Below are 22,073 nucleotides of genomic sequence, written 5' to 3' on the forward strand. Positions count from 1 at the left end.
CCCTCCCGCACCGACCCCGACGCCGAGGCGCGCCATAATCGAAGGATGAGCCCCGCGACGAGACCTGTCTCGACGCGCGTGCGACTCCTCGCGGCGCTCCTCGGCGTCGTGTTTCTCGGCATGAGCGTCGCCGGCGGGGTCACCTTCCTGGTGCAACGAGACCGCGTACTCGCCAACGCCCAGCGGCAGCTCGACGGTTTCGTCTCCACCGTCGCCACGAGCAGCCAATCGGCAGCCGTCCTCGTCGCCGCGGCGATCCCCGGCCGCACCGACGGCACGCTCGCCATCGACGGCACCCGCATCCTCGCCGCCACCCCGTCGCCGCCCGGACTCGCCGTGGCGGACGATGCCGAGCTCGTGGCCGCTCTCGATCGGGCGATCTCCGCCGGTCTGCTCACGGGGCGTCTCGACAGCGCCCGCGGCCCCGTCCTGTACGCCGCCGCTCCGGCGCCCGGGGGCTATGCCGTGCAGGTCATCTCCGTCGACCAGCGCATGGAACTGGTCGCCCTCTCCTCGGCCACCTATGCCACGGCCGCGCTCCTCGTGCTGCTCGTCGTCGGTGTGATCGGGTGGTTCGTCACCGGGCGGTTGTTCTCGCCGCTGAGACGACTCCGGGACACGGCGGACTCGATCACGATCGACGACCTGGGCAGGCGTCTGCGCGCGCACGGCAACGACGAGATCTCCGACCTGACGACCTCGGTCAACTCGATGCTCGACCGCCTGTCCATGTCGGTCGACGCGCAGCGACAGCTGCTCGATGACGTGCGCCACGAGCTGAAGACCCCCATCACCATCGTGCGCGGCCATCTCGAGATGATGAATCCGGCCGACCCGCACGACGTCCGGGAGACACGAGAGCTCGGCATCGCCGAACTCGACCGCCTCACCCGCCTCGTCGACGACATCGACACCCTCGCCGATGTCGAGGCGAACGCCCTGTCGGCCGAGGTCATCGACGTCGCCGCCCTCACCGACCGGGTGGCGGAGCTCGCCGGCGCCCTCCCCGGTCACCCGTGGAGCGTGGCCCAGCGTGCGCGGGTGCGCATCGAAGGCGACGCCGACCGGCTGGTGCAGGCGTGGCTGCAGCTGGCCGACAACGCCGCGAAGTACACCCCCGAGGCATCGCCGATCGAGATCGGCAGCACCGCGGACGACACCGCCGCGCACCTGTGGGTCCGCGATCACGGTCCCGGCATCCCTCCCGCCGCGCGGCACCGGGTCTTCCGCCGATTCGACCGGTTGTCGACGCGGCGAGGGGTGGACGGATCGGGCCTCGGCCTGTCGATCGTGGATGCCATCGCCAAGGCGCACGACGGTCACTGCTCCGTCGGCGACACGCCCGGCGGCGGCGCGACGTTCACGCTCCACATCCCGCTCGACGGAGCGCAGTCGCCGCCCGCACTGCCGACGCCCGTCCGCGCCGGCGACGTGGTCATGCAGAGAGAGGCCGCCGAATGACCCGCATCCTCATCGCCGAGGACGAAGAGCGCATCTCGGCGTTCGTCGCGAAGGGCCTGGAGGCCGCCGGCTACCAGACGCTCATCGTGGACGACGGTGCCGAGGCGCTCGACACGGCCCTGTCCGGAGAGGTCGACCTCGTGCTGCTCGATGTCGGCCTGCCGTCCCTCGACGGCTTCGAGGTGCTACGGAGCCTCCGTGGGCAGGGATCCTCCCTGCCCGTGATCATGCTGACCGCGCGCACGAGCACGCGCGACACCGTCGACGGCTTGGACGCGGGCGCCAACGACTACGTGGCGAAACCGTTCAAGTTCGACGAGCTGCTGGCACGCGTACGCTCACGGCTGCGCGAGCCCGTCCCGCTCGGCACCATCACGGTGGCGCACGGCGAGGTGTCGCTCGACGTCCTCGCACGCCGCGCGACGGTGGGCGGGCGGGAGGTCGACCTGAGCGCGCGGGAGTTCGCCCTCGCCGAGGAGTTCATCCGCCACGCCGGCCAGGTGCTCTCCCGCGAGCAGCTGCTCAGCCGCGTTTGGGGCCTGGACTTCGACCCCACCTCGAACGTGGTCGACGTGTACGTGCGTTATCTGCGGTCCAAGGTCGGCCCCGCCCACATCGTCACCGTCCGTGGAGCGGGATACCGCTGGGAGTGACGCCGAAACCCCCGAAACCCCCGGCGGGGGATCGACCGGGGGTTGGGGGGAGATCGCGTCGGTGGTCTTCCGACTCACCCGAAGAGCGGTGACCTGCGCGAACGGACCTCGTATTTTCCTGGGGGAACCGCCGGGGCGGTGACGAGGTCTCCCTCGCCGATGACTCCACTCTGGCGGCCGTTCGTGAGAGTGCGGCGAGCCGCGGATGAGAAGCCTCTCATCTTCCGACGCGCGCGCCCGCGGCGGCTCACGACCCCCGAGATGAGGAAGGGCCGGGATGCCATGGCATCCCGGCCCTGAGAAATCAGGCCCTACGACAGTTCGCCGGCCTCCAGCAGCTCGGTCACCAGCGCCGCGATGGCCGACCGCTCCGAGCGCGTGAGGGTGACGTGTCCGAAGAGACCGTGCCCCTTCAGCGTCTCGATCACCGAGGCGACGCCGTCGTGCCGACCGACGCGCAGGTTGTCGCGCTGCCCGACATCGTGGGTGAGCACCACGCGCGAGTTCTGGCCGATGCGGCTGAGCACCGTGAGCAGCACGTTGCGCTCGAGCGACTGCGCCTCGTCGACGATCACGAACGCGTCGTGCAGCGAGCGGCCGCGGATGTGCGTCAACGGCAGCACCTCGAGGAGCCCTCGCGCCAGCACCTCCTCGAGGACGTTGCCCGACACCACCGAACCGAGCGTGTCGAACACCGCCTGACCCCAGGGGCCCATCTTCTCGGCCTGATCGCCGGGGAGGTAGCCGAGCTCCTGCCCGCCGACCGCGAACAGCGGCCGGAACACGATGATCTTCTTCTGCTGCTGGCGCTCGAGCACGGCTTCCAGGGCGGCACAGAGGGCGAGCGCCGACTTGCCGGTGCCGGCGCGCCCGCCGAGCGACACGATGCCGACCTCGGGGTCGAGGAGAAGGTCGAGGGCGATCCGCTGCTCGGCCGAACGCCCGTGCAGGCCGAAGGCATCGCGGTCGCCGCGCACGAGACGGTACTGCCCCTTGCCGGTCACGCGTCCGAGGGCCGACCCGCGCTCCGAGTGGATGATGAGACCGGTGTTGACCGGCATTCCCCTCACGGCGTCGCTGACGGCGACCTCGCTCTCGTAGAGATCGGTGATCTCGTCGCCCGAGACGTCGATCGAGGCGATTCCGGTCCAGCCCGAGTCCATCGCCTGCTCGGCGAGGTACTCCTCCGTCGCCAAGCCCAGGGATGCCGCCTTCACACGCATCGGCAGGTCCTTGGAGACCACGGTGACCTCGGCGCCGTCCTTGGCGATGTTCATCGCCACCGCGAGAATCCGACTGTCGTTGCCGCCCGTGCGCATGCCGGAGGGGAGGACGCCGGGGTCGGTGTTGTTGAGCTCGACACGGAGGGTGCCGTCGTCGCCGACGGGGACGGGGAAGTCGAGGCGGCCGTGCTCGATGCGCAGCTCGTCGAGGTGGCGCAGGGCCTGCCGGGCGAAGTAACCGATCTCGGGGTCGTGACGTTTGCCCTCGAGCTCCATGATCACCACGACGGGGATCACGACGGAGTTCTCCGCGAAACGGAAGAACGCCCGCGGGTCGCTCAGAAGGACGGAGGTGTCCAAGACGTATGTGCGCAGCGCCTGATCGACGGCCGTTCCGGACTCGGTGCTCTCGACGACGTGACGCTGGTCGTACGGTGCTCGTGCAGTCACAACCCACTCCCGACCCGGGTGTAGCACCCGGTTGTCACGAGTCGACCTGTGGGTCACGAGTCGCGATCCGAAGGTCGACTCGACCGGACTCCGTGTCCGATGTGATCACCGTACGTCCCCCCGACACCGCCCGGGGTCGTTAACACGCCGCGAATATGACGAGTTCGTGAACACCGCGAACACGGTGATCCGCGTCCGAAGATAGTTCGGACCCGGATGCCGTGACCCGCCGCCGCGCACGGCACGGGGTCACTGCCCGAAGCGGCGATCGCGCGCCGCGAAGTCGCGGATCGCGCGCAGGAAGTCGACCTCGCGCAGGTCCGGACCGAGCGCCTCGACGAAGTAGAACTCCGAGTGCGCCGACTGCCAGAGTAGGAAGTCGCTCAACCGCTGCTCCCCCGAGGTGCGGATCACGAGGTCGGGGTCGGCCTGCCCGCCGGTGTACAGATGCTCGCCGATCTGCTCGGGGGTGAGGCTGTCGGCCAGCTCCTCGAGCGACCCGCCCGACTCGTCGTGCTTGACGATGATCGAGCGGACGGCATCCACGATCTCGCTCCGCCCGCCGTAACCGACCGCGAGGTTGACGTGCAGACCTTTGTGGCCGCGCGTACGCTCGGTGGCCTCGTGCAGCACCTCGGCGAGCTCGGGCGGCAGCCCCTCGGCGCGCCCGACGTGCTTGACCCGCCAGTCCGGCTCGCGCGAGAGCTCTCCGGCGAGCTCGGCGATGATCTCGAGCAGGTCCTGCAGCTCTTTGCTGTCGCGCTTGACGAGGTTGTCGTTCGAGAGCAGGTAGAGCGAGACCACCTCGATGCCGAGGTCGTCGCACCAGCGGAGGAACTCGTGCATCTTCGCCGCTCCGGCCCGATGACCGTGCGCAGCACTGTCGTATCCGAGCTGCCGGGCCCACCGCCGATTGCCGTCGATCATCATGGCCACGTGATGCGGCACCGTAGCCGGCATGCGGCGGCGCAGGCGCGAGATGTAGAGACGGTAGAGCGGACCCCGCCCCTCGTTCCTCCACACGTGCGCCACCCGCCTACGCTACCGCGTCGGGCGCCTCCGGCCGCATCGGATCCAGGTGGTGCTTCCTGGGGGAAGGGTGAGCACTGTCCCCATGTTCCTCCCGGGGCATGGGAGCGGACGTACTGTCGAAGAGTGACCTCCCGAACCCCGGCCGACGGCCCCGAGATGCCCCAGCTCCCCCTGCTCGAAGCGGGAGCCGTGGGCGCACAGGCGGAGCTCAAACCGACGTGGCGCGGGTGGATCCACGCCGGGACGTTCCCGGTCGCCATCGCCGCCGGCATCGTGCTCATCGCCCTCGCGCAGGGCGCCCCGGGCAAGTGGGCGGCGGCGGTGTTCATGGCGACGTCGATGATGTTGTTCGGCAACTCCGCGCTGTACCACCGCTTCCACTGGAAGCCCACGACGCTCGCGGTGCTCAAGCGCATCGACCACGCGAACATCCTGCTGCTCATCGCGGGCACCTACACACCGCTCGCGGTACTGGCCCTGCCCACGCCCAAGACCGTGCTGCTGCTGTCGATCGTCTGGGGCGGTGCGCTGCTCGGCATCCTGTTCCGCGTGTTCTGGATCAACGCCCCGCGGTGGCTCTACGTCGCGCTGTACCTCGCCCTGGGGTGGGCGGCGGTGATGTACCTCGGCGACCTGCTCGCGGCGAACGTCGCCATGATGGTCCTCGTCGTGGTGGGCGGGCTGCTCTACACCGCGGGCGCCATCATCTACGCCCTCAAGAAGCCGAACCCCTGGCCCGGCCACTTCGGCTTCCACGAGATCTTCCATGTCTGCACGGTTCTGGCGTTCCTCTGCCACTGGACCGCGTGCCTGCTCATCGCCCTCGCTCCGGCGTACCACGGCGGCTGACCGCACGAGTCGCCGAAATTCGTCGCTTCCGACCCTCGCGAAGCGACGAGTCGGCGACTCACGCGAAGGGAGCTCCGGATGCCGCGGCGCGGCGCCGTCGGTCAGCGACGTGGAGCGGCGGGGTCGATGTCCTCGTCGTCGATGTCGCTGGCGCGCTGCGCTGCGCGCGCCTGCTCCTCGGCATCCAGTTCCGCGTTGACCTCTTCGCGGTAGCGGCCCCGGCGGATGCGGCGCAGCATGTCCCACACCAGGAAGAACACGGCGATGCCGATGAAGGCGATCGCAGCGAATCCGAGCGGCCCGGGCGTGACGATCGACTCGTCGGGGGTGACGGCCGGAGTTGGCGTTGTCGCGAGAGCGACGATCACGGGGTGCATGGGGTCGAGTCCTTCGGTCCGGGCGGAAGCGCGTAGCCTGGAGGTCCAGCCTAAAGCCCGGAGAGAGCATGACGACGCAGGCCGAACTCGATGAACGCTACGGGCGCACGCGCTCCCCGCGGCGACGCATCGTAGGCTGGTCCGTTGTCGGCGTCCTGGCCCTCGGTGCCATCGGATTCCTGGGCTGGACGACGGTGTCGAGCAGCCTGAACTCCGTGACGGCGACAGACACGGGCTACACGGTGGTGGACGAGCGCACCGTCACCTCCACCTTCCAGATCACCGCGCCCATCGGCCGGCCCGTCGCCTGCGCCCTCGAGGCCCGCGACGAGGAGCACGGCACGGTGGGCTGGCGCGTGGTCGAATACCCGGCATCCGAGGAGCACACGCGCGCGTTCACGGAGGAGATTCCGACGCTGTCGCTGGCCACCACGGGTTTTGTCAACGCTTGCTGGGTGCCGTAAACTCGCGGAATCACGACGCGCCCCGGCTCGATGCCGGGGCGTTCGACATATCCCCCGCCGACGGCCCGACACCGCACGCCGTCAGCGCCTCGACGAAGGAGTAACCGTGTCCAACGACGCTCAGGTGACGTTCCTCACGCAAGACGCCTACGACCGCCTGGCCAACGAGCTCGAGCAGCTCTCGACCACCGGTCGCGAAGAGATCGCCAAGCGCATCGAGGCCGCGCGTGAAGAGGGCGACCTCAAGGAGAACGGCGGTTACCACGCCGCCAAAGACGAGCAGGGCAAGCAGGAGGCGCGCATCCGCACGCTCCAGCAGCTGCTGAAGGATGCCAAGGTCGGCGAGGCCCCCGAGAGCCACGGCGTCGTGGAGTCCGGCACGGTCGTGACCGCCGTCGTCGCGGGGGGCGAGGAGAAGTTCCTGCTCGGCAACCGCGAGATCGCCGCCAACTCCGAGCTCGACGTCTACAGCGAGGCCTCGCCGCTCGGTGCCGCCATCATCGGCCTCAAGGAGGGCGACAAGGGCTCGTACACCGCACCGAACGGCAAGGAGATCTCGGTCGAGATCGTCAAGGTCGAGACCTACTCGGGCCAGTAGCCCCGTCCGTTCGCGAGCCGCTCCCCCGCTGCCGGGGTGGCGGCTCGCGGCGTTTCGGTCCAGCGGATCCGCACGGTCGATCCGCACGACCTCAGCAGTCCGCGGAGCCTCAGCCGCCTGCTGCTTCCTGACCGAGGATGCGCGGATCACGGAGGATACGAGACCTCGAGGCCGCCACGCTCGCGAAGCTCAACGAGCCGCAAGCTCAGCGATCAGCACAACCTCACCCGGAGCCACGGTCCGCCGACTGCGGCTTATGCAGATCTCCGAGGATGCGACCCCGAGCGGCCACGCCCGCCACGCTCAGCGCGCCGCACAACCTCAGCAATCAGCACAACCTCACCCGGAGCCACGGTCCGCCGACTGAGCTTATGCAGATCCCCGAGCATGCGACCGACGCCTCCGCCCGGAGCGCCCTCCTGCGCACGGGCGCGGCCCCGCCGCGTCGGCGTCAGTCGCTGACGACGGTCGCGACGAAGCCGGCGTCCTCCAGGGTCTCGATGACCAGCGCCCGGTGCTCCGCACCGCGGGTCTCGACGCTCAGCTGCAGGATGACCTCGCTGATCTGCAGCCCCTGCCCGTGGCGGGTGTGCAGCACCTCGATGACGTTGGCGCCGACCTGCGCGAGCAGCTCCGACACGCGGGCGAGCTGGCCGGGACGGTCGGGCAGCGGGATGCGCAACGACATGTAGCGTCCGGATGCCGAGAGACCGTGCGCCACGACCCTCTGCAGCAGCAGGGGGTCGATGTTCCCGCCCGAGAGGATCGTGACGGTCGGACCGCTGGCTTTCACCTTGCCCGCGAGGATCGCCGCGACGCCGACGGCGCCCGCCGGTTCCACGACCTGCTTGGCGCGCTCGAGGAGCACGAGCAGGGCGCGGGCGATGTCGTCCTCGGTGACCGTGACGACCTCGTCGACGTACTGCCGGATCAGCTCGAACGGCAGGTCACCGGGCCGCGCGACGGCGATGCCGTCGGCGATGGTCGGCGTGGTCTCGACCTGCATCGGGTAGCCGGCCGCGAGGGAGGAGGGGTAGGCGGCCGAATTGTGCGCCTGCACACCGATGATCCGAACCTGGCGCCCCTCGGCGGCCGCGCGGGCCTTGACCGCCGCTGCGACACCCGCGGCCAGTCCGCCGCCGCCGATGCCGACGATCACGGTCTCGAGGTCGGGGAGGTCCTCCACGAGCTCCAGTCCGAGCGTGCCCTGCCCCACGACGATGTCGCGGTGGTCGAAGGGGTGGATCAGCACCGCCCCCGTGCGCTCGGCGAACTCCGCGGCCAGCCGCAGGGGCGTTTCGACCGTCGCGCCTTCGAGGATGACCTCGGCACCGTATCCGCGCGTCGCCAGCAGCTTCGGCACGGGCACACCGAGCGGCATGAAGATGGTCGCGGCGATACCGAGCTGCTGCGCGGCCAGGGCGACGCCCTGCGCGTGATTGCCGGCGGAGGCGGCGACGACACCGCGCGCCCGTTCTTCGGCGGTGAGGCGCGAGAGCCGGTAGGTGGCGCCGCGGATCTTGAACGAGCCCGTGCGCTGCAGGTTCTCGAGCTTGAGGCTGACGGGCACGCCGAGCAGGTCGGTCAGGTGCAGCGACTCGTCGATGGGCGTCCGCGTGATGATGCCGCGCAGAGCCTGCGCGGCATCCTCGAACTCGGCCAGGGTGGGAGTGTCGTTCATGATCCCCTTCCGCGCTCTCGCGGGACGGTCTGCCAGATGAGATCTCGGGATGCCAGGACTTGGCCGTCGTGCTGCCAGGCCTTCGAGCTGAGGTACACGGCGACGACGTTGACGAACGCCGCGAGCGGCACGGCGAACAGCGCCCCGGCGATGCCGCCGATCATCGCGCCGCCGGCGACGACGAGCACGACGGCGAGCGGGTGCACCTTGACCGCGGAGCCCATCAGGATCGGCTGCAGCACGTGGCTCTCGATCTGCTGCACGCCGAGCACGACGATCAGCATGAAGAGTGCCACGAGCGGCCCGTTGTAGACCAGGGCGATGAACACCGCCAGGGCGCCGGTGGCCACGGCCCCGACGAAGGGGATGAAGGCGCCGAGGAAGACGAGGACCCCGATCGGGATCGACAGCGGCACACCGAGCAGGAACGCGCCGAGACCGATACCGATGGCATCGATCGTGGCCACCAGGAGCTGCGTGCGGGCGTAGCTCTTCACGGTCCGCCAGCCGGCTCGACCGGCGCCGTCGACCGCGGGGCGGGCGACACGGGGGAACAGGCGGGTGGTCCAGCGCCAGATCCCTCCTCCGTCGGCGAGCAGGCACAGCAGGATGAAGAGGGTCAGCAGCACGCCCGTGCCGACATGGCCGAGCGTCGTTCCAATGGCGAGGGCACCCGTCCACAGCACTTCGGCCTGCTGCTGCAGGAAGGTGCCGGCCTGGCGCAGACCGTCGTCGATCTGCTGCGCGCTCAGGTGCAGCGGGCCGTCGATCAGGTACTGCCGGAACTGCGAGACGGCGTCGACGGTGCGCTCGCGCACGGACCCGAATTCGCGCGTGATCTGCCAGACGGCCAGCCACACGAGTCCGGAGATGATGGCGATGGTGCCGAGCACCGTGACGACGATCGCGAGCCACTTCGGCCACCGGTGGCGCAGGAGGAACGAGAACCCGGGCCAGACCAGGGCGGTCACCAGGATCGCCACCAGCAGGGGCACCACCAGCAGCTTCAACTGGATGACGAGGAAGATCACGACGCCGAGCGCGGCGGCGATCACGAGCAGCCGCCACGCGTAGGCGGTGGCCTGTCGCAGCGCCGGCGGGACCGGGGGCTGCAGGTCGCTCGAGACGGTCCGACGCTTGAGGGCGTCGAGGAAGGATCCGCGAGGTTCGGGATCGGTTCCGCTCATCCCGTCAGCCTACCGCCGCACTCCCCCGGCGAACGCTGCATGTCGGAGGCGGTGGATACGGTGAGGGGCATGACCACGACGCTCCGTCGCGCCGACGCGCGCCGCATCGCCCTCGCCGCCCAGGGATTCGCCCGCCCGCGACCCGAGACGGTCGGCACGCGCCAGATCACGGCGGCGCTGCGCCGCATGCGCATCCTGCAGATCGACTCGGTCAACGTCTTCGCCCGATCGCACTACATGCCGTTGTTCGCTCGTCTGGGCGCCTACGACACGACCCACCTCGACGCGCTCGCTTTCTCACGCCGACCGCGCTGGGTCGAGTCGTGGGCGCATGTGGCATCCCTCGTCTCCGTCGACGACTGGCCCCTGCTCCACTTCCGCCGCGAGGACCTGCGCCGCAAATACGGAAACGATGCCTGGGCGCAGGCGAACCAGCCCCTGCTGCAGTGGCTGCGCGACGAACTGGCCGACCGTGGGCCGCTGCGCCCCGCCCAGATCGACCATGACGCCCGCAGCAGCTCCCGCGGGTCATGGTGGGGCTGGGACGACGTCAAGAACGGCCTCGAACGCCTCTGGCTGTTCGGCGAGGTCGCGATCGCGGGGCGCCGCGGGTTCGAGCGCCGTTACGCACTGGCATCCGATGTGCTGCCCGCCTCGGCGCTCGAGACCACCGTTCCCCGGGCCGAGGCGATCGCGGAGCTCGTGCGCCGGGCGGCGGTGGCCTACGGCGTCGCGACGGCGTCCGACCTCGCCGACTATTGGCGCATCCGCGACCGGCCGGCGGTCATGACCGCGATCCACGACCTCGTCGACGCGGGCGAACTCCTGCCGGTTCAGGTCGAGGGGTGGACCATCGCCGGGCGCCCCGCGAAGGCCTGGCTCCATCGCGACGCCGCACGCCCTCGCCGGGTCGACGCCTCCGCATTGCTGACACCGTTCGATCCCGTCGTGTGGTTCCGCGACCGCGCGGAACGGCTGTTCGACTTCGACTACCGCATCGAGATCTACACTCCGGCGCCGCAGCGCCGATTCGGCTATTACTCGCTTCCCGTCCTCATCGGCGACGACGTCGTGGGCCGCCTCGACCTCAAGGCCGATCGCGCCGCAAGCGCGTTGCGGGTGCAGTCGGCGTGGTGGGAGCACGGTGTCCCGTCGGATGCCGCCGAGCGCGTCGCCACCGAGCTGCGGACCGCCGCGCAGTGGCAGGGCCTCGAGCGGGTGACGGTGGCGCGGTGGGGAGACGCCGCCGACGAGATCGCCGGAGCGCTCGCGGCGGAACGGCACGACCACCCCGACGGGCGCTCCACCTGAGAATGCGCCCCCTCCGACGAACGAAGGGAGCGCATTCCGCGGTCAGAACTGCACGCGGGGTGGCTCGGAGATCGCGGCTCCGTCGATGACCTCGAAGAACTCGCGCTCGTGGAATCCGAGCTGGCGGGCGAACAGGTTGTTCGGGAAGACCTTGATCTTGGTGTTGAGCTCGCGGACGCCGCCGTTGTAGAACCGGCGCGACGCCTGGATCTTGTCTTCCGTGTCGACGATCGCCTGCTGCAGCTTGAGGAAGTTCTGGCTCGCCTGCAGCTGCGGGTAGGCCTCGGCGACGGCGAACAGCGATTTCAGCGCCTGCTGCATGTGCCCCTCGGCGATGCCCGCTTCGGCGGGGCTCTCGACGTTCAGCGTCTCGGCACGGGCGCGGGTGACGTTCTCGAACACGGCCTTCTCGTGCGCCGCGTACCCCTTCACGGTCTCGATGAGGTTGGGCAGCAGATCGGCGCGACGCTTGAGCTGCACCGTGATGTCGCTCCATGCCTCATCGACGCGCACGTTGAGGGCGACGAGGGCGTTGTAGGTGGCCCACAGGTAGATGCCGGCGATGACCAGGATGCCGACGATCACGATGACCGGTACGAGCCACTCCCACATAAGTCCCCACACTCCGTTCGAGAGATTGCCCTTCAGTGTAACTGCGGGCCGGGCGGGGTTACGGAGGCGGGCGGCGACTCTCAGCGGATGCGATGGATGCCGTACCCCCGGTGGGACTCGAACCCACACTGAAGCGATTTTAAGTCGCCTGCCTCTGCCATTGGGCTACGGGGGCCCGGCATCCACCGTAGCGCGGGCCGGCTCCCCCGCCGCGACGCCCGCGGGGTGGAGCGACGCCGCGCGGATGCCCGCCCCGCCAGCGTGGTGGAACGACGCCGCGCGGAAGCCCCGCCCTGACGTGGCCGTCCCGCACCCGGCGCGACCGCACCACACCGCACGAGCGGCTCGCCGCCGAGAACGACGAGACCCCCGCGCCCTCACGGGGCACGGGGGTCTCGAAACCGAAGAGGTTACTTCGCCGCGACGGGCTCGGCCTTCTTCTCGGCCGGGGCCTCAGCGGCGGGGGCTGCCGGGCGCGGGCGCGCGGCGAACTCTTCGAACGCCGCACGCGGCTTCTGCACGGCCTCGAGCGACACGACCTCGCGCCCGTGGACGACGTTCTGCATCCAGTCGCCGATCACGCGGAACTTGCGCTCCCACGTGGGCATGGCCAGACCGTGGTAGCCGCGGTGGGCGAACCAGGCGATGAGGCCGGTCAGGGCGATGTTGCCCGACTGGAAGGCACCGTTGTACAGGCCGAGGCCCGCGACGGCACCGAGGTTCTTGTGGTTGTACTGCTTGGGCTCCTCGCCACGCAGCACGGCCACGAGGTTCTTCGCCATGAGCTTGCCCTGACGCACCGCGTGCTGGGCGTTGGGCACGCAGAAGCCGCCCACGCCACCGCCCGACAGGTCGGGAACGGCCGAGACGTCACCGGCGGCCCAGGCGCCCTCGACGATCTCCTCGTCGGTACCGACGCGCAGGTCGGGACGGGTGCGGATGCGACCGCGCTCCTCGACGGGAAGGTCGCTGCCGCGCACCACCGTGGGGTTCGCCATGACGCCGGCGGTCCAGATGATGAGGTCGGTGGGCAGCTGCTCACCGGTGGACAGCTCGACGACACCGTCGACGGCGCCCTTGACCTGGGTGTCGAGGTGCACGAACGCACCCTTCTTCGCGAGGTCGGCGAGGACCCACTCGCTCGTCTTCTGCGACACCTCGGGCATGATGCGGCCCATGGCCTCGATGAGGTGGAAGTGCGTGTCGTCGAACGTGAGGGTGGGGTACTGCTTGAGCAGCGACGACGCGTAGGCGCGCAGTTCGGCGAAGACCTCGATGCCGGCGAAGCCGCCACCGACCACGACGACGGTCAGGAGGCGGTCGCGCTCTGCACCGGCGGGCAGCACCGACGCCTTGTCGAAGTTCGACGTGAGGCGATCGCGGATGGCGACGGCCTCTTCGATCGTCTTCAGACCGATGGCGTTGTCGGCGATGCCGGGTATCGGGAACGTGCGCGAGACGGCGCCGGCGGTCACGACGATCTGGTCGTAGCCCTGCTCGAAGGTCTCGTCGCCGGCGATGGGCGTGATCGTGGCGGTCTTGGTCGCGTGCGAGATGCCCGTGACCTTGCCCGCGATGACGGTGGTGCGCTTGAGGTGACGGCGCAGGCCCACGACGACGTGGCGCGGCTCGATCTCGCCGGCGGCCACCTCGGGGAGGAACGGCTGATACGTCATGTACGGCAGCGGGTCGACGAGCGTGACTTCGGCCTCGCCACGGCCGAGGAGCTTCTCGAGCTTCCAGGCGGTGTAGAAACCTGCGTAGCCCCCACCGACGATGAGGATTCTGGGCACGGTAGTGGTCACGATGGGAGGGACTCCTCGTTTGTGGTGCGGCTCGGCTCGCGGGAGGTGCGCGCCTGTCGGATTCGCCGGGCAGCAGCACTGACGCCGAGCGCAATCATTATAGCGGCCAGCGTGGCACCCCCGAGCGGCAGCGATCCGTAGAGCACGCTATCGCGTGACGGCAGAAGAGGCGAACCGGCTTCGGGCGCGGAGGCGACCGGCGGCAGGGGCGGGATGACGACCGGGGTCGCGGTCGGTTCCGGTGCCGGCTCGGCATCGGCGCGCCGGTACAGGCGGATCCACTCCTTCAGGCTGCCCAGAGGGTTCTCGCTGACCGTGTCGACCCTCGCCGACACCGCGCCGGCGGCATCCACCAGTCCGTACCCGTAGAGCTTGTCGGGAACGCTCGTCGCCCCGGCCGCGGGCTTCGCGGTCTCGATGAGCCGGTTGAGGACGTTGTTCGCGTCGAGATCGGGGTGGGCGGAGCGGACCAGCGCGGCGATACCCGCGACGATCGGGGCCGCGCCGCTGGTGCCGTTCCAGCCCACCAGGGTGCCGTCGGCGGAGACGCCGATGAGCCGCTCGCTGGGGGCCGAGAGCCCGATGGTGATGCCCTGGGTGGAGGCGCTGTTGCTGGCGGTGCCGTTCGGGTCGACACCGCCCACGGCGAGCACTCCCGGGATGGTGGCCGGAGCACCCACGCGATCGGTGCCGCTCCCCCGGTTGCCCGCAGCGACGACGACGACCACGTCGTGGTCGAACGCGTACTCGAACGCGGTGTCCCAGCTGGTGTCCCAGTCGAGGGTGTTCGTCGTCAACGAGAGGTTGATGATGGTCGCGCCGTTGTCGACGGCCCAGGTCATCGCCTCGGCGATCTGCTCGGTGAAGGGCTTCGTGCTGGAGGCGCCGAAGCCGACCGAGATCGACAGCAGCTCGGCCTCGGGCGCCACCCCGATCATGCCGCGACCGTTGCCCGTCCCCCGCGCCGCGGCGAGCGAGGCGACCCAACTGCCGTGGTTGGCATCCACTGCCCCCACCGGCGTGCGTCCGTCCGAGGCGCCCACGCCCGAGACGTCGGTACCGCCGGCGACGGCGCCGGTGAACTCCGCGGGTCCGCGCCCGATGCCGGTATCGATGATGGCGATCTTCTGCCCGGCGCCGCGCGTCGTCTTCCACGCCTCGCGCACGCCGTACTGATCGAGCCAGTACTCCGATGCCCGCACCGAGTCGGTGGGGTCTTCCGGCACCGGTCCCGGCGTCGCTTGCGGAGCAGCCGTCGCGCCGGTCAGCACCGCCATCAGGATGACGGATGCCACGGCAACGACGACGCGCTTCATCCGTCGGTCCCGGGGCTCTCGCACGCGCAGCGCTCGGGCGACCACGTGCCGCGCTCGAGGGCGCGGTCGCCGATCGGGTTCACGCCGGGGCCGGCGGCCAGGGAATGACCGGCGAGGGCGTGGAGGCACTTCACGCGCGTCGGCATGCCGCCGGCGGAGATACCGGCGATCTCTTCGGGCTCGCCGTAGGCGGCACGGTCGCGCAGATACGCCTCGTGCGCGCGGCGGTACTCCTGCTGCAGGTCCTCGTCGGCGGCGAGTTCGTCGGAGAACTCCTTCATGACGTGCCCGGCCTCGAGCACCGACATCGCGGCGGTCGCCGCGGGGTGGGTCAGGTAGTAGAACGTGGGGAACGGACTGCCGTCGTCGAGCCGCGGCGACGTGGCCACCACGGTGGGGTTGCCGCACACGCACCGCGCGGCGATGCCGATGACCCCGCGCGGGACACGGCCGAGCTGCGCCTGCAGAACGGCGAGATCGGCGTCGGAAGCGGGGGGAAGCGGTGCGGTAGTCATCCCTGCCAGGGTACCCGGCACGTCTGACACCGCGCCCGGTGGAGACGGCAGGCGTCAGGAGACGCCGCGCGCGCGGCACCCGGAGCTCGTCCGACTCCGCCTCAGCCGGCGGGCGTGTCCGAGGGGGCGGGATCGGGCACGCCGATCTCGAGAGAGGGAACGGCCACCTGCGCGGCCCCGGAGGCGGCGACCGAGCGCACGAGCTGCGCCATCCAGTCGGTGCGGGTCTGCCCGACATCCTCGCTGACGTCGGCCTGCTCCTGCGGCGTGGCCGAGGCGGGCAGGTCGTTGTCGATGAGGTACACGACCTCGCCCGGGAAGGTGTACCCCAGACGCTCCCGCGCCTGCGTGCGGATGTAGGCGGGGTCCGACCACCGCTCGCGCTGCGTCTGAAGGTCGGCGACCTCCGACTGACTGAGGGCGACGGCACTGCGCAGCGCCTGGATCTGCTGACGCTGGTCCATGTAGGTGCCGACGGTCGGCACGAGCACGAAGGTGCCCAGCACGACCAGGCCCAGCATGATCACGACGAAGCCCGAGATGCGCACCTTGCCGAGCCACTCGCGGACGTCGACGCGGGGTCGGGTGGCGGTGCGAGAGTCGGCGGGCGAGCGCCGCGCGGGGCTCGCCGCGGGCTGACGGCGAGGCGCTTTCGCGGTCGCGGGCGGGCGGGGGGCGGGCGTCTTGCGGGGCGGCAGTGTCGGTCGGTCCACGTCCATCCCCTCTCGTGCGTCCGGTGCACGCGTGCCCGGACCGGAGGCGAGTCTACGTCGCGCGTCTCGGCGTTCCGGGCGGGCCACGCCGCGTCCGCCATCGAGCGGATGCCGGGGGCAGACCGCGCGAAGACGCGCCGCCGGCGCCGCACGCGACCGCATGCCCGGAGACGACGAAGGAGGGCGAGCCCGTAGGCTCCCCCTCCTCGTGTGTCGGACGCTCAGCCCTTGAAACGGGGGAACGCCGAGCGGCCCGCGAAGACCGCGGCGTCGCCGAGGTCCTCCTCGATGCGCAGCAGCTGGTTGTACTTCGCGACGCGCTCGCTGCGGGCGGGCGCACCGGTCTTGATCTGACCCGCGTTCACGGCGACGGCGAGGTCGGCGATCGTGGTGTCCTCGGTCTCGCCCGAACGGTGCGACAGCATCGAGGTGTAGCCCGAGCGGGTGGCCAGCGAGATCGCGTCGAGCGTCTCGCTCAGCGTGCCGATCTGGTTCACCTTCACCAGCAGCGAGTTGGCGACACCGAGGTCGATGCCCTGCTGCAGGCGCTTCGGGTTGGTGACGAACAGGTCGTCGCCGACGAGCTGGACCTTGGAGCCGATGGCATCCGTCAGCTTCTTCCAGCCGTCCCAGTCGTCCTCGGCGAGCGCGTCCTCGATCGTGACAATCGGGAAGTTGGCGACGAGGTCGGCGAAGTAGTCGACGAGCGTGTCGACGCTCCACTCCTTGCCCTCGACGGTGTAGACGCCGTCCTTGTAGAACTCGGTCGCGGCGACGTCGAGGCCGACGGCGATGTCCTTGCCGGGGGTGAAACCGGCCTTCTCGATGGCGCGGATGAGGAAGTCCAGGCCCTCGCGGTTGCTGGGCAGGTCGGGGGCGAAGCCGCCCTCGTCGCCGAGACCGGTGTTGTAGCCGGCCGACTTCAGCTCGCCCTTGAGGACGTGGTAAACCTCGGTGCCCCAGCGGAGCGACTCTCCGTAGGTCTCGGCGCCGATGGGGGCGAGGAAGAACTCCTGGAAGTCGATGCCGTTGTCGGCGTGCTCGCCGCCGTTGATGACGTTGAACAGGGGAACGGGCAGCAGGTGCGCGTTGGGCCCGCCCAGGTAGCGGAACAGCGGCAGGTCGGCGCTGTCGGCGGCGGCCTTGGCCACGGCGAGCGAGACGCCGAGGATGGCGTTGGCGCCGGTGCGCGACTTGTTGTCGGTGCCGTCGGTCTCGATGAGGATCTCGTCGATGATGCGCTGCTCGCTGGCCTCGACGCCCTCGATGGCGGGGCCGAGCTCGTCGACGACCGCGGCGACGGCCTTCAGCACGCCCTTGCCGCCGTAGCGGCCCTTGTCGCCGTCGCGCAGCTCGTAGGCCTCGAACGCGCCGGTGGACGCGCCGGAGGGGACGGCGGCCCGCTGCACGATTCCGTCGTCGAGGAGCACCTCCACCTCGACGGTCGGGTTACCGCGCGAATCCAGGATCTCGCGCGCGTTGACAGCCTCGATAAGTGCCACGAAGGACTCCTCGTTGGTTCTTGGGTGGAAGAGGGCGGAACGTCGTCGGTCCGTGATCGAGTCTAGTGATCTCGTCCAGCGGGCGTGGGGCCGGGTCTGCGCGGGCCGGCCGCGAGGCGGCTGAGCCTGTCGGAGCGACCGGAGCGAGCATCGGCGCCCGGTCCCTTCGACACGCTCAGCGACCTGGGGATGAGTCCACCACGATCGCCACCGCGACCCCGTCCCATCCCTTGCGGTCGAGGGTCTGGAGGGCGGTGGCGTCGAAGCGGGGGTCGGAGCCGAGCATCAGGATGCCGCGGCGAGCGCCCTGCACCTTGCTGTCGGATGTGCCGGCGTCGGCGACCTCTCCCCCGCGCACGACGTTGTCGAGCACGACGACCGTGCCGGGTCGGCCGAGGCGCGCGGCCCAGTCGAGGTAGGTCTCGTTCGATTCCTTGTCGGCGTCGATGAAGACCAGGTCGAACGGCTCCTCGTCGACGAGGGTGGGCAGCACGTCCGCTCCGCGCCCGACGCGCACCTCGACCCGGCCCGCCACCCCCGCGCGCTCGAGGTTCGCCCGAGCGATGTCGGCGTTGGCGGGCTCGGCCTCGATCGTGACGACCCGCCCGCCGGTGCCCACGGCGCGGGCGAACCAGATCGTGGAGTACCCGCCGAGCGTGCCGACCTCGAGCACGCGGCGAGCGCCCGCGATGCGCGTGAGGAGGTGGAGGAACTTGGCGTTGACGGGGGCGACCTCGATGGCCGGCAGCCCCGCGTCGTGCTGCGCGCGCAGCGCGGCGTCGAGCGTGGGGTCGGAGCCGACGAGGGTCTCGGTCAGGAACGCATCGACGTCATCGTGGGAGGGCACCCTCCCAGCCTGACGCGGCGTCGGGTGCGGGTCAACGCTCGCCACGGAGGTGGGCGCGCGTCATCGCGTCGTACTCCTCGTCGGTGAGGTCGTCGAACCCCTTCGCCTCGACGCGATCCGCGCGCATCCACCGGATCATGAGGATGACGAGGATCGGCACGTCGGCGAACTCGGCGATGAACCAGATCATGTCGCCCGCGAGGTGCTGGTCGTGCAGCAGCGACGGCCACCAGGGCGCCGCCTGCGCGGCATCCGGGACGAGATCCAGCACGGAGTCGTTCAGGCGCATCAGCAGCCCGGGGACGGAGTCGATGAGCAGTTCGACGAACGCGAGCAGGAATTCGATCGCGATGAAGGTGCCCGTGTGCACCGCGCCGAGCGCCATCATCGGCAGCACCATCGCGAGCCCCACGAGCGGTACGACGATGCCGAGCGACGCCTCGACGACAGGGTTCACGCGCAGGATGCCGGCCACTGGCGTGAGGAAGAGGCAGAACACGGCGGCGATCACGACGGTGGCCACCATCGCGTTGCCGAACACGCGGGCCGGGCGAGACGCCAGGAAGCGGTCGCGCATTGCGCGAGGGACGAGGTCGAGCGGGCGCCCCGCCGCAACCCCGGCGGGCACGGCGAAGATCAGCAGGGCGATGCGGGTCGAGAACGCCCAGCGCAACTGTCCCGCGTACACGCCCAGGAAGCCGAGTTCGATGACGGCGTACGGCAGCAGCCCGAGGGCGAAGAACCCGATCGTGCGGCGCAGCGGCCACGACTGCCCGCGGCCGCGCACCCGGCGGACGGCGAGGAGATACGCCACGGATGCCACGAGCAGCACGCCGAGCGTGAGGGGGTCGGCGCGCCAGGTGCGGAGGAAGACATCGATGGGAGGCGTGGCGACACCGTACGGCGGGGAGCTATGGGTCAGCCGGGCGTGGCCCCCGTCCGTGTCGCCGCGACGTGCAGCGGGCGGTGGGATCGGTCACGCGTGCGTCGTCACGGGTTCGGCACGGGCGGAGACGTGCTCCGCTCTGTCTCGAGCGCCGCGAGCACCGCCGGCAGCAACGCCTCCGCCGTGCGGCGGTAGCCGAGGGCGCTCGGGTGGAAGCGGTCCACGCTGAACATCTCATCCGGGCGCTCGGCGAAAACGGGTCCCACCGCACGCGCCAGAGCGACCACCCGCCCGCCGGCCCGGTGGACGGCGACGGCTTGGGCCGCCGCGAGCTGCCGCGACGACCGGGCGGCCAGCGCGCGAAGCGGCTGCGGGATCGCTCGCAGCGAGCCGAGGTCGGGGCAGGTTCCCACCACGACGGGCACGCCACGTCCCCGCAGCTCCCGGACGACGTCTGCGAGCTGCTGCGCGGCGCGGGATGCCGGGATGCGGTGGGTCACGTCGTTGCCGCCGACGACGATGACCGCGGCATCCGGGACGTACCCCTCCGGCATCGCGGCGAGCTGGGCCGCGAGGGCCGAGGTCTCCGACCCCACGACCGCCGCGGTGCGCAGCCGCACCGGTCGCTGCGCGGCACGGGCGATGCCCTTCGCGAGCCGGGCCCCCAGCGTGTCGCGCCGGTGCCCGGCGCCGAGGCCGGCGGCGATCGAGTCCCCGAGCAGCAGCAGGTCGACCGGTCGACCGGGGTGCTTCTTCCGGCGCCAGACCCGATCGGCGTCGAGCGCCTGCTCGCCGAGAGGCTTGCCGATGCGGCGCCGCGCGATCGCCGCCTGACGCGTGACGAGGGTGCGCGCCCCCACCGCTGCGGCACCCAGCAGCGCGAGGGCGGAGGCGGCGGTCACGGTCACCGGACGACGCATCCTCCGATGAGACCGGCCCGCGGTGAACGCCGGGTGGACGCACCGTGACGGCGTGGCGACGCCGGGCTCCCGGCATCCTGGGTCTTCTCCGGATGCCGGAGCCCGAGCCGACGGCTCAGCCGGCGGCGCGCGCGCTCCGTGCCCGCAGCACGAGGGCCAGCGCCAACACGGCCACGGCGAGGCCGATGTCGAGCGCGAGACCGGCGATCAGTTCGTCGCGGCCGGCGGCGCCGGTGAAGGTCACCACACCCCCGATGACGATCACGCCGAACGACAGCGCGAGCTGTTGGGCGGTGCTGAACATCCCGCCCGACAGCCCCGCCGCCTCGACCGGGACCTCGCGCACGACGAGCTGCGTAAGCGGCGAGAAGATCAAGGCCTGGCCGGCGCCGAGCAGCACCAGGGCCGGCTGCAGCCAGAGTCCGATCCCGCTGCCCCAGGCGACGCCGAGCGTGGCCGCCATCGCGATGAGGGCGACGATCTGCAGGCTGACTCCCAGCACGAGGGTCGCGTCGCCGAGTCGGCTCTGCACCCGCGCGACGGCGAGCGACATGACCGCGAACACCACCGCGAAGGGCAGGAGAGCGAGCCCCGCCTGCAGCGAGGTCAGGCCCCCGGCCTCGACGGCGCGCGGGAAGACGTACAGCAGGGCCGAGTAGCCGGCGAAGAACAGCGCGGCCGCCAGCAGGCCCAGCTGCAGGGGACGCAGGCGCAGCACGCTCGGCGGCAGCAACGGCACGCGTCCCGACCGTTCGATGCCGTTCTGGTGCCGCCACATCGCCGCGAGCGCGACGGCGGCGACGACGAGGGCGACAACGACGGGCCACGACCAGTTCCACACCGGCCCGAAGGTCAGGGCGACCGAGGCGGCGAGGATGCCGATGGCCAGGGCCGCGGTCCCGATGAGGTCGATCGCGACCACCTCGTGCGAGCGGGAGCGCGGTGCGAGAGGGGCGAAGGAGATCGCCGCGACCGCGATGAGGGCGACGACGACGAAGACCGCACGCCACCCCTCGACGGGACCGAACGACAGCGCCGCGAGGGCGCCGCCGGCCACCTGCCCCACGGCCGCGCCGATTCCCCCGCTCGCCCCGAACGCAGCGATGGCGCGGGTGCGTGCCGCCCCGCGCGAGGTCGCCTGGATCGTGCCGAGCACCTGCGGCGTGCACAGCGCCGCACCCACGCCTTGGACCACCCGGGCGGCGATGAGCGTCTCGATCGAGGGCGCGAGGGCGCACGCGATCGCCGACACGAGGAACAACCCCATGCCGAGCGCGTACAGGCGGTGGCGCCCGAAGCGGTCCCCCAGCCGCCCGCCGAGGATCAGAAGGACTGCGAACGGGATGCCGTATGCCGCGATGACGAGTTCGAGGGCGACGTCTCCCGCCCCGAACTGTTCCCGCAGCGTGGGGAGGATCACCGTGACGGCGTTGAAGGCGAATGTGCCGGCGCCCGGCCCGAGCAGGAAGCCGAGGTAGCGCCAGGTCGGCACGTCGTCGACCTGGGGACGGATCGGCACCGGGGCGCTGCCGGTCGCGGGGTGTGCGGAGGTGGTCATGGTGCCAGCATGGAGACGCGCGCATCCTGGTACCAGGAGCCGTTTCATCCTGGTACCGACAGCACTCCCCAGAGAACCGGCGGACGATGTGCGCAGCTCTAGGATCGCCGGAG

General features: G+C 70.8%; 21 protein-coding genes and 1 tRNA gene. 6 read left to right on the plus strand and 16 right to left on the minus strand.

Annotation, left to right across the window (positions count from 1 at the left end):
• The first annotated feature begins 45 nt into the window (after window positions 1–45).
• The gene (locus tag B0B15_RS12070; protein WP_076676367.1) at window positions 46–1,461 is read left to right on the plus strand and encodes a sensor histidine kinase; all 1,416 of its coding nucleotides are present in this window, start codon (window positions 46–48) and stop codon (window positions 1,459–1,461) included.
• Window positions 1,458–2,114, plus strand: coding sequence for a response regulator transcription factor (locus B0B15_RS12075; RefSeq protein ID WP_076676369.1), 657 nt, complete (start codon window positions 1,458–1,460; stop codon window positions 2,112–2,114). The genes B0B15_RS12070 and B0B15_RS12075 overlap by 4 nt, the downstream gene beginning before the upstream one ends.
• Window positions 2,115–2,425: 311 nt before the next feature.
• On the opposite strand, the gene B0B15_RS12080 is transcribed toward B0B15_RS12075, so the two are convergent.
• Together B0B15_RS12080 and B0B15_RS12085 are read right to left on the minus strand one after the other, a co-directional pair.
• Window positions 2,426–3,787 (minus strand): RNA 5'-3' helicase PhoH2, encoded by a 1,362-nt coding sequence (locus tag B0B15_RS12080; RefSeq protein WP_076676371.1) that lies wholly within the window; start codon window positions 3,785–3,787, stop codon window positions 2,426–2,428.
• A 249-nt stretch (window positions 3,788–4,036) separates the two neighbouring features.
• Entirely contained in the window at window positions 4,037–4,810 is a 774-nt protein-coding gene (locus B0B15_RS12085) for an isoprenyl transferase (protein ID WP_076676514.1), read from the minus strand.
• A gap of 165 nt (window positions 4,811–4,975) precedes the next feature.
• Between B0B15_RS12085 and B0B15_RS12090 the strand changes: the two genes are divergently transcribed.
• Window positions 4,976–5,668: a PAQR family membrane homeostasis protein TrhA gene (locus B0B15_RS12090; RefSeq protein WP_076676516.1), complete on the plus strand. Its 693-nt coding sequence runs from the start codon at window positions 4,976–4,978 to the stop codon at window positions 5,666–5,668.
• 101 nt (window positions 5,669–5,769) lie between these two features.
• Here B0B15_RS12090 and B0B15_RS12095 read toward each other — a convergent pair whose 3' ends face one another.
• Window positions 5,770–6,045 (minus strand): hypothetical protein, encoded by a 276-nt coding sequence (locus B0B15_RS12095; protein ID WP_076676373.1) that lies wholly within the window; start codon window positions 6,043–6,045, stop codon window positions 5,770–5,772.
• Window positions 6,046–6,113: 68 nt separating this feature from the next.
• Here B0B15_RS12095 and B0B15_RS12100 point away from each other — a divergent pair, with 68 nt between their 5' ends.
• Entirely contained in the window at window positions 6,114–6,509 is a 396-nt protein-coding gene (locus tag B0B15_RS12100) for a DUF4307 domain-containing protein (RefSeq protein WP_076676375.1), read from the plus strand.
• 106 nt (window positions 6,510–6,615) lie between these two features.
• On the plus strand, window positions 6,616–7,107 hold the full coding sequence (gene greA / locus B0B15_RS12105) for a transcription elongation factor GreA (RefSeq protein ID WP_076676377.1): 492 nt from the start codon (window positions 6,616–6,618) through the stop codon (window positions 7,105–7,107).
• Between the two features lie 451 nt (window positions 7,108–7,558).
• Here greA and ilvA read toward each other — a convergent pair whose 3' ends face one another.
• Window positions 7,559–8,788: a threonine ammonia-lyase gene (gene ilvA / locus B0B15_RS12110; RefSeq protein ID WP_076676379.1), complete on the minus strand. Its 1,230-nt coding sequence runs from the start codon at window positions 8,786–8,788 to the stop codon at window positions 7,559–7,561.
• Window positions 8,785–9,975, minus strand: coding sequence for an AI-2E family transporter (locus B0B15_RS12115; protein WP_076676381.1), 1,191 nt, complete (start codon window positions 9,973–9,975; stop codon window positions 8,785–8,787). The genes ilvA and B0B15_RS12115 overlap by 4 nt, the downstream gene beginning before the upstream one ends.
• Window positions 9,976–10,044: 69 nt before the next feature.
• Here B0B15_RS12115 and B0B15_RS12120 point away from each other — a divergent pair, with 69 nt between their 5' ends.
• On the plus strand, window positions 10,045–11,286 hold the full coding sequence (locus tag B0B15_RS12120) for a winged helix-turn-helix domain-containing protein (RefSeq protein ID WP_076676383.1): 1,242 nt from the start codon (window positions 10,045–10,047) through the stop codon (window positions 11,284–11,286).
• A gap of 42 nt (window positions 11,287–11,328) precedes the next feature.
• Here the strand turns inward: B0B15_RS12120 and B0B15_RS12125 are convergent, their stop codons facing one another.
• The 11 genes from B0B15_RS12125 to B0B15_RS12175 form a co-directional block, all read right to left on the minus strand.
• Window positions 11,329–11,898 (minus strand): LemA family protein, encoded by a 570-nt coding sequence (locus B0B15_RS12125; protein ID WP_076676385.1) that lies wholly within the window; start codon window positions 11,896–11,898, stop codon window positions 11,329–11,331.
• Between the two features lie 102 nt (window positions 11,899–12,000).
• Window positions 12,001–12,073 (minus strand) — tRNA-Leu (locus B0B15_RS12130).
• A 235-nt stretch (window positions 12,074–12,308) separates the two neighbouring features.
• Window positions 12,309–13,691, minus strand: a complete 1,383-nt coding sequence (locus tag B0B15_RS12135; protein ID WP_076676517.1) for an NAD(P)/FAD-dependent oxidoreductase — start codon at window positions 13,689–13,691, stop codon at window positions 12,309–12,311.
• 8 nt (window positions 13,692–13,699) lie between these two features.
• Entirely contained in the window at window positions 13,700–15,019 is a 1,320-nt protein-coding gene (locus tag B0B15_RS12140; RefSeq protein ID WP_076676519.1) for a S8 family serine peptidase, read from the minus strand.
• Complete coding sequence (locus B0B15_RS12145) at window positions 15,016–15,534, minus strand: DUF501 domain-containing protein (protein ID WP_076676387.1); 519 nt, start codon at window positions 15,532–15,534, stop codon at window positions 15,016–15,018. The genes B0B15_RS12140 and B0B15_RS12145 overlap by 4 nt, the downstream gene beginning before the upstream one ends.
• A 101-nt stretch (window positions 15,535–15,635) precedes the next feature.
• Window positions 15,636–16,247, minus strand: coding sequence for an FtsB family cell division protein (locus B0B15_RS12150; protein WP_256714475.1), 612 nt, complete (start codon window positions 16,245–16,247; stop codon window positions 15,636–15,638).
• A 221-nt stretch (window positions 16,248–16,468) separates the two neighbouring features.
• Window positions 16,469–17,749 (minus strand): phosphopyruvate hydratase, encoded by a 1,281-nt coding sequence (eno, locus tag B0B15_RS12155; protein ID WP_076676389.1) that lies wholly within the window; start codon window positions 17,747–17,749, stop codon window positions 16,469–16,471.
• Between the two features lie 175 nt (window positions 17,750–17,924).
• Entirely contained in the window at window positions 17,925–18,596 is a 672-nt protein-coding gene (locus B0B15_RS12160) for an O-methyltransferase (protein ID WP_076676391.1), read from the minus strand.
• 31 nt (window positions 18,597–18,627) lie between these two features.
• A complete protein-coding gene (locus tag B0B15_RS12165; protein WP_256334290.1) occupies window positions 18,628–19,419 on the minus strand; it encodes a cytochrome c oxidase assembly protein in 792 nt (263 codons plus the stop codon).
• Window positions 19,420–19,586: 167 nt separating this feature from the next.
• On the minus strand, window positions 19,587–20,390 hold the full coding sequence (locus tag B0B15_RS12170; protein ID WP_306169555.1) for an SGNH/GDSL hydrolase family protein: 804 nt from the start codon (window positions 20,388–20,390) through the stop codon (window positions 19,587–19,589).
• Window positions 20,391–20,517: 127 nt separating this feature from the next.
• A complete protein-coding gene (locus tag B0B15_RS12175; protein WP_076676395.1) occupies window positions 20,518–21,960 on the minus strand; it encodes an MFS transporter in 1,443 nt (480 codons plus the stop codon).
• Between the last annotated feature and the right edge of the window lie 113 nt (window positions 21,961–22,073).

It is taken from the genome of Microbacterium sp. RU1D, from assembly GCF_900156435.1.
Taxonomy (GTDB): domain Bacteria; phylum Actinomycetota; class Actinomycetes; order Actinomycetales; family Microbacteriaceae; genus Microbacterium.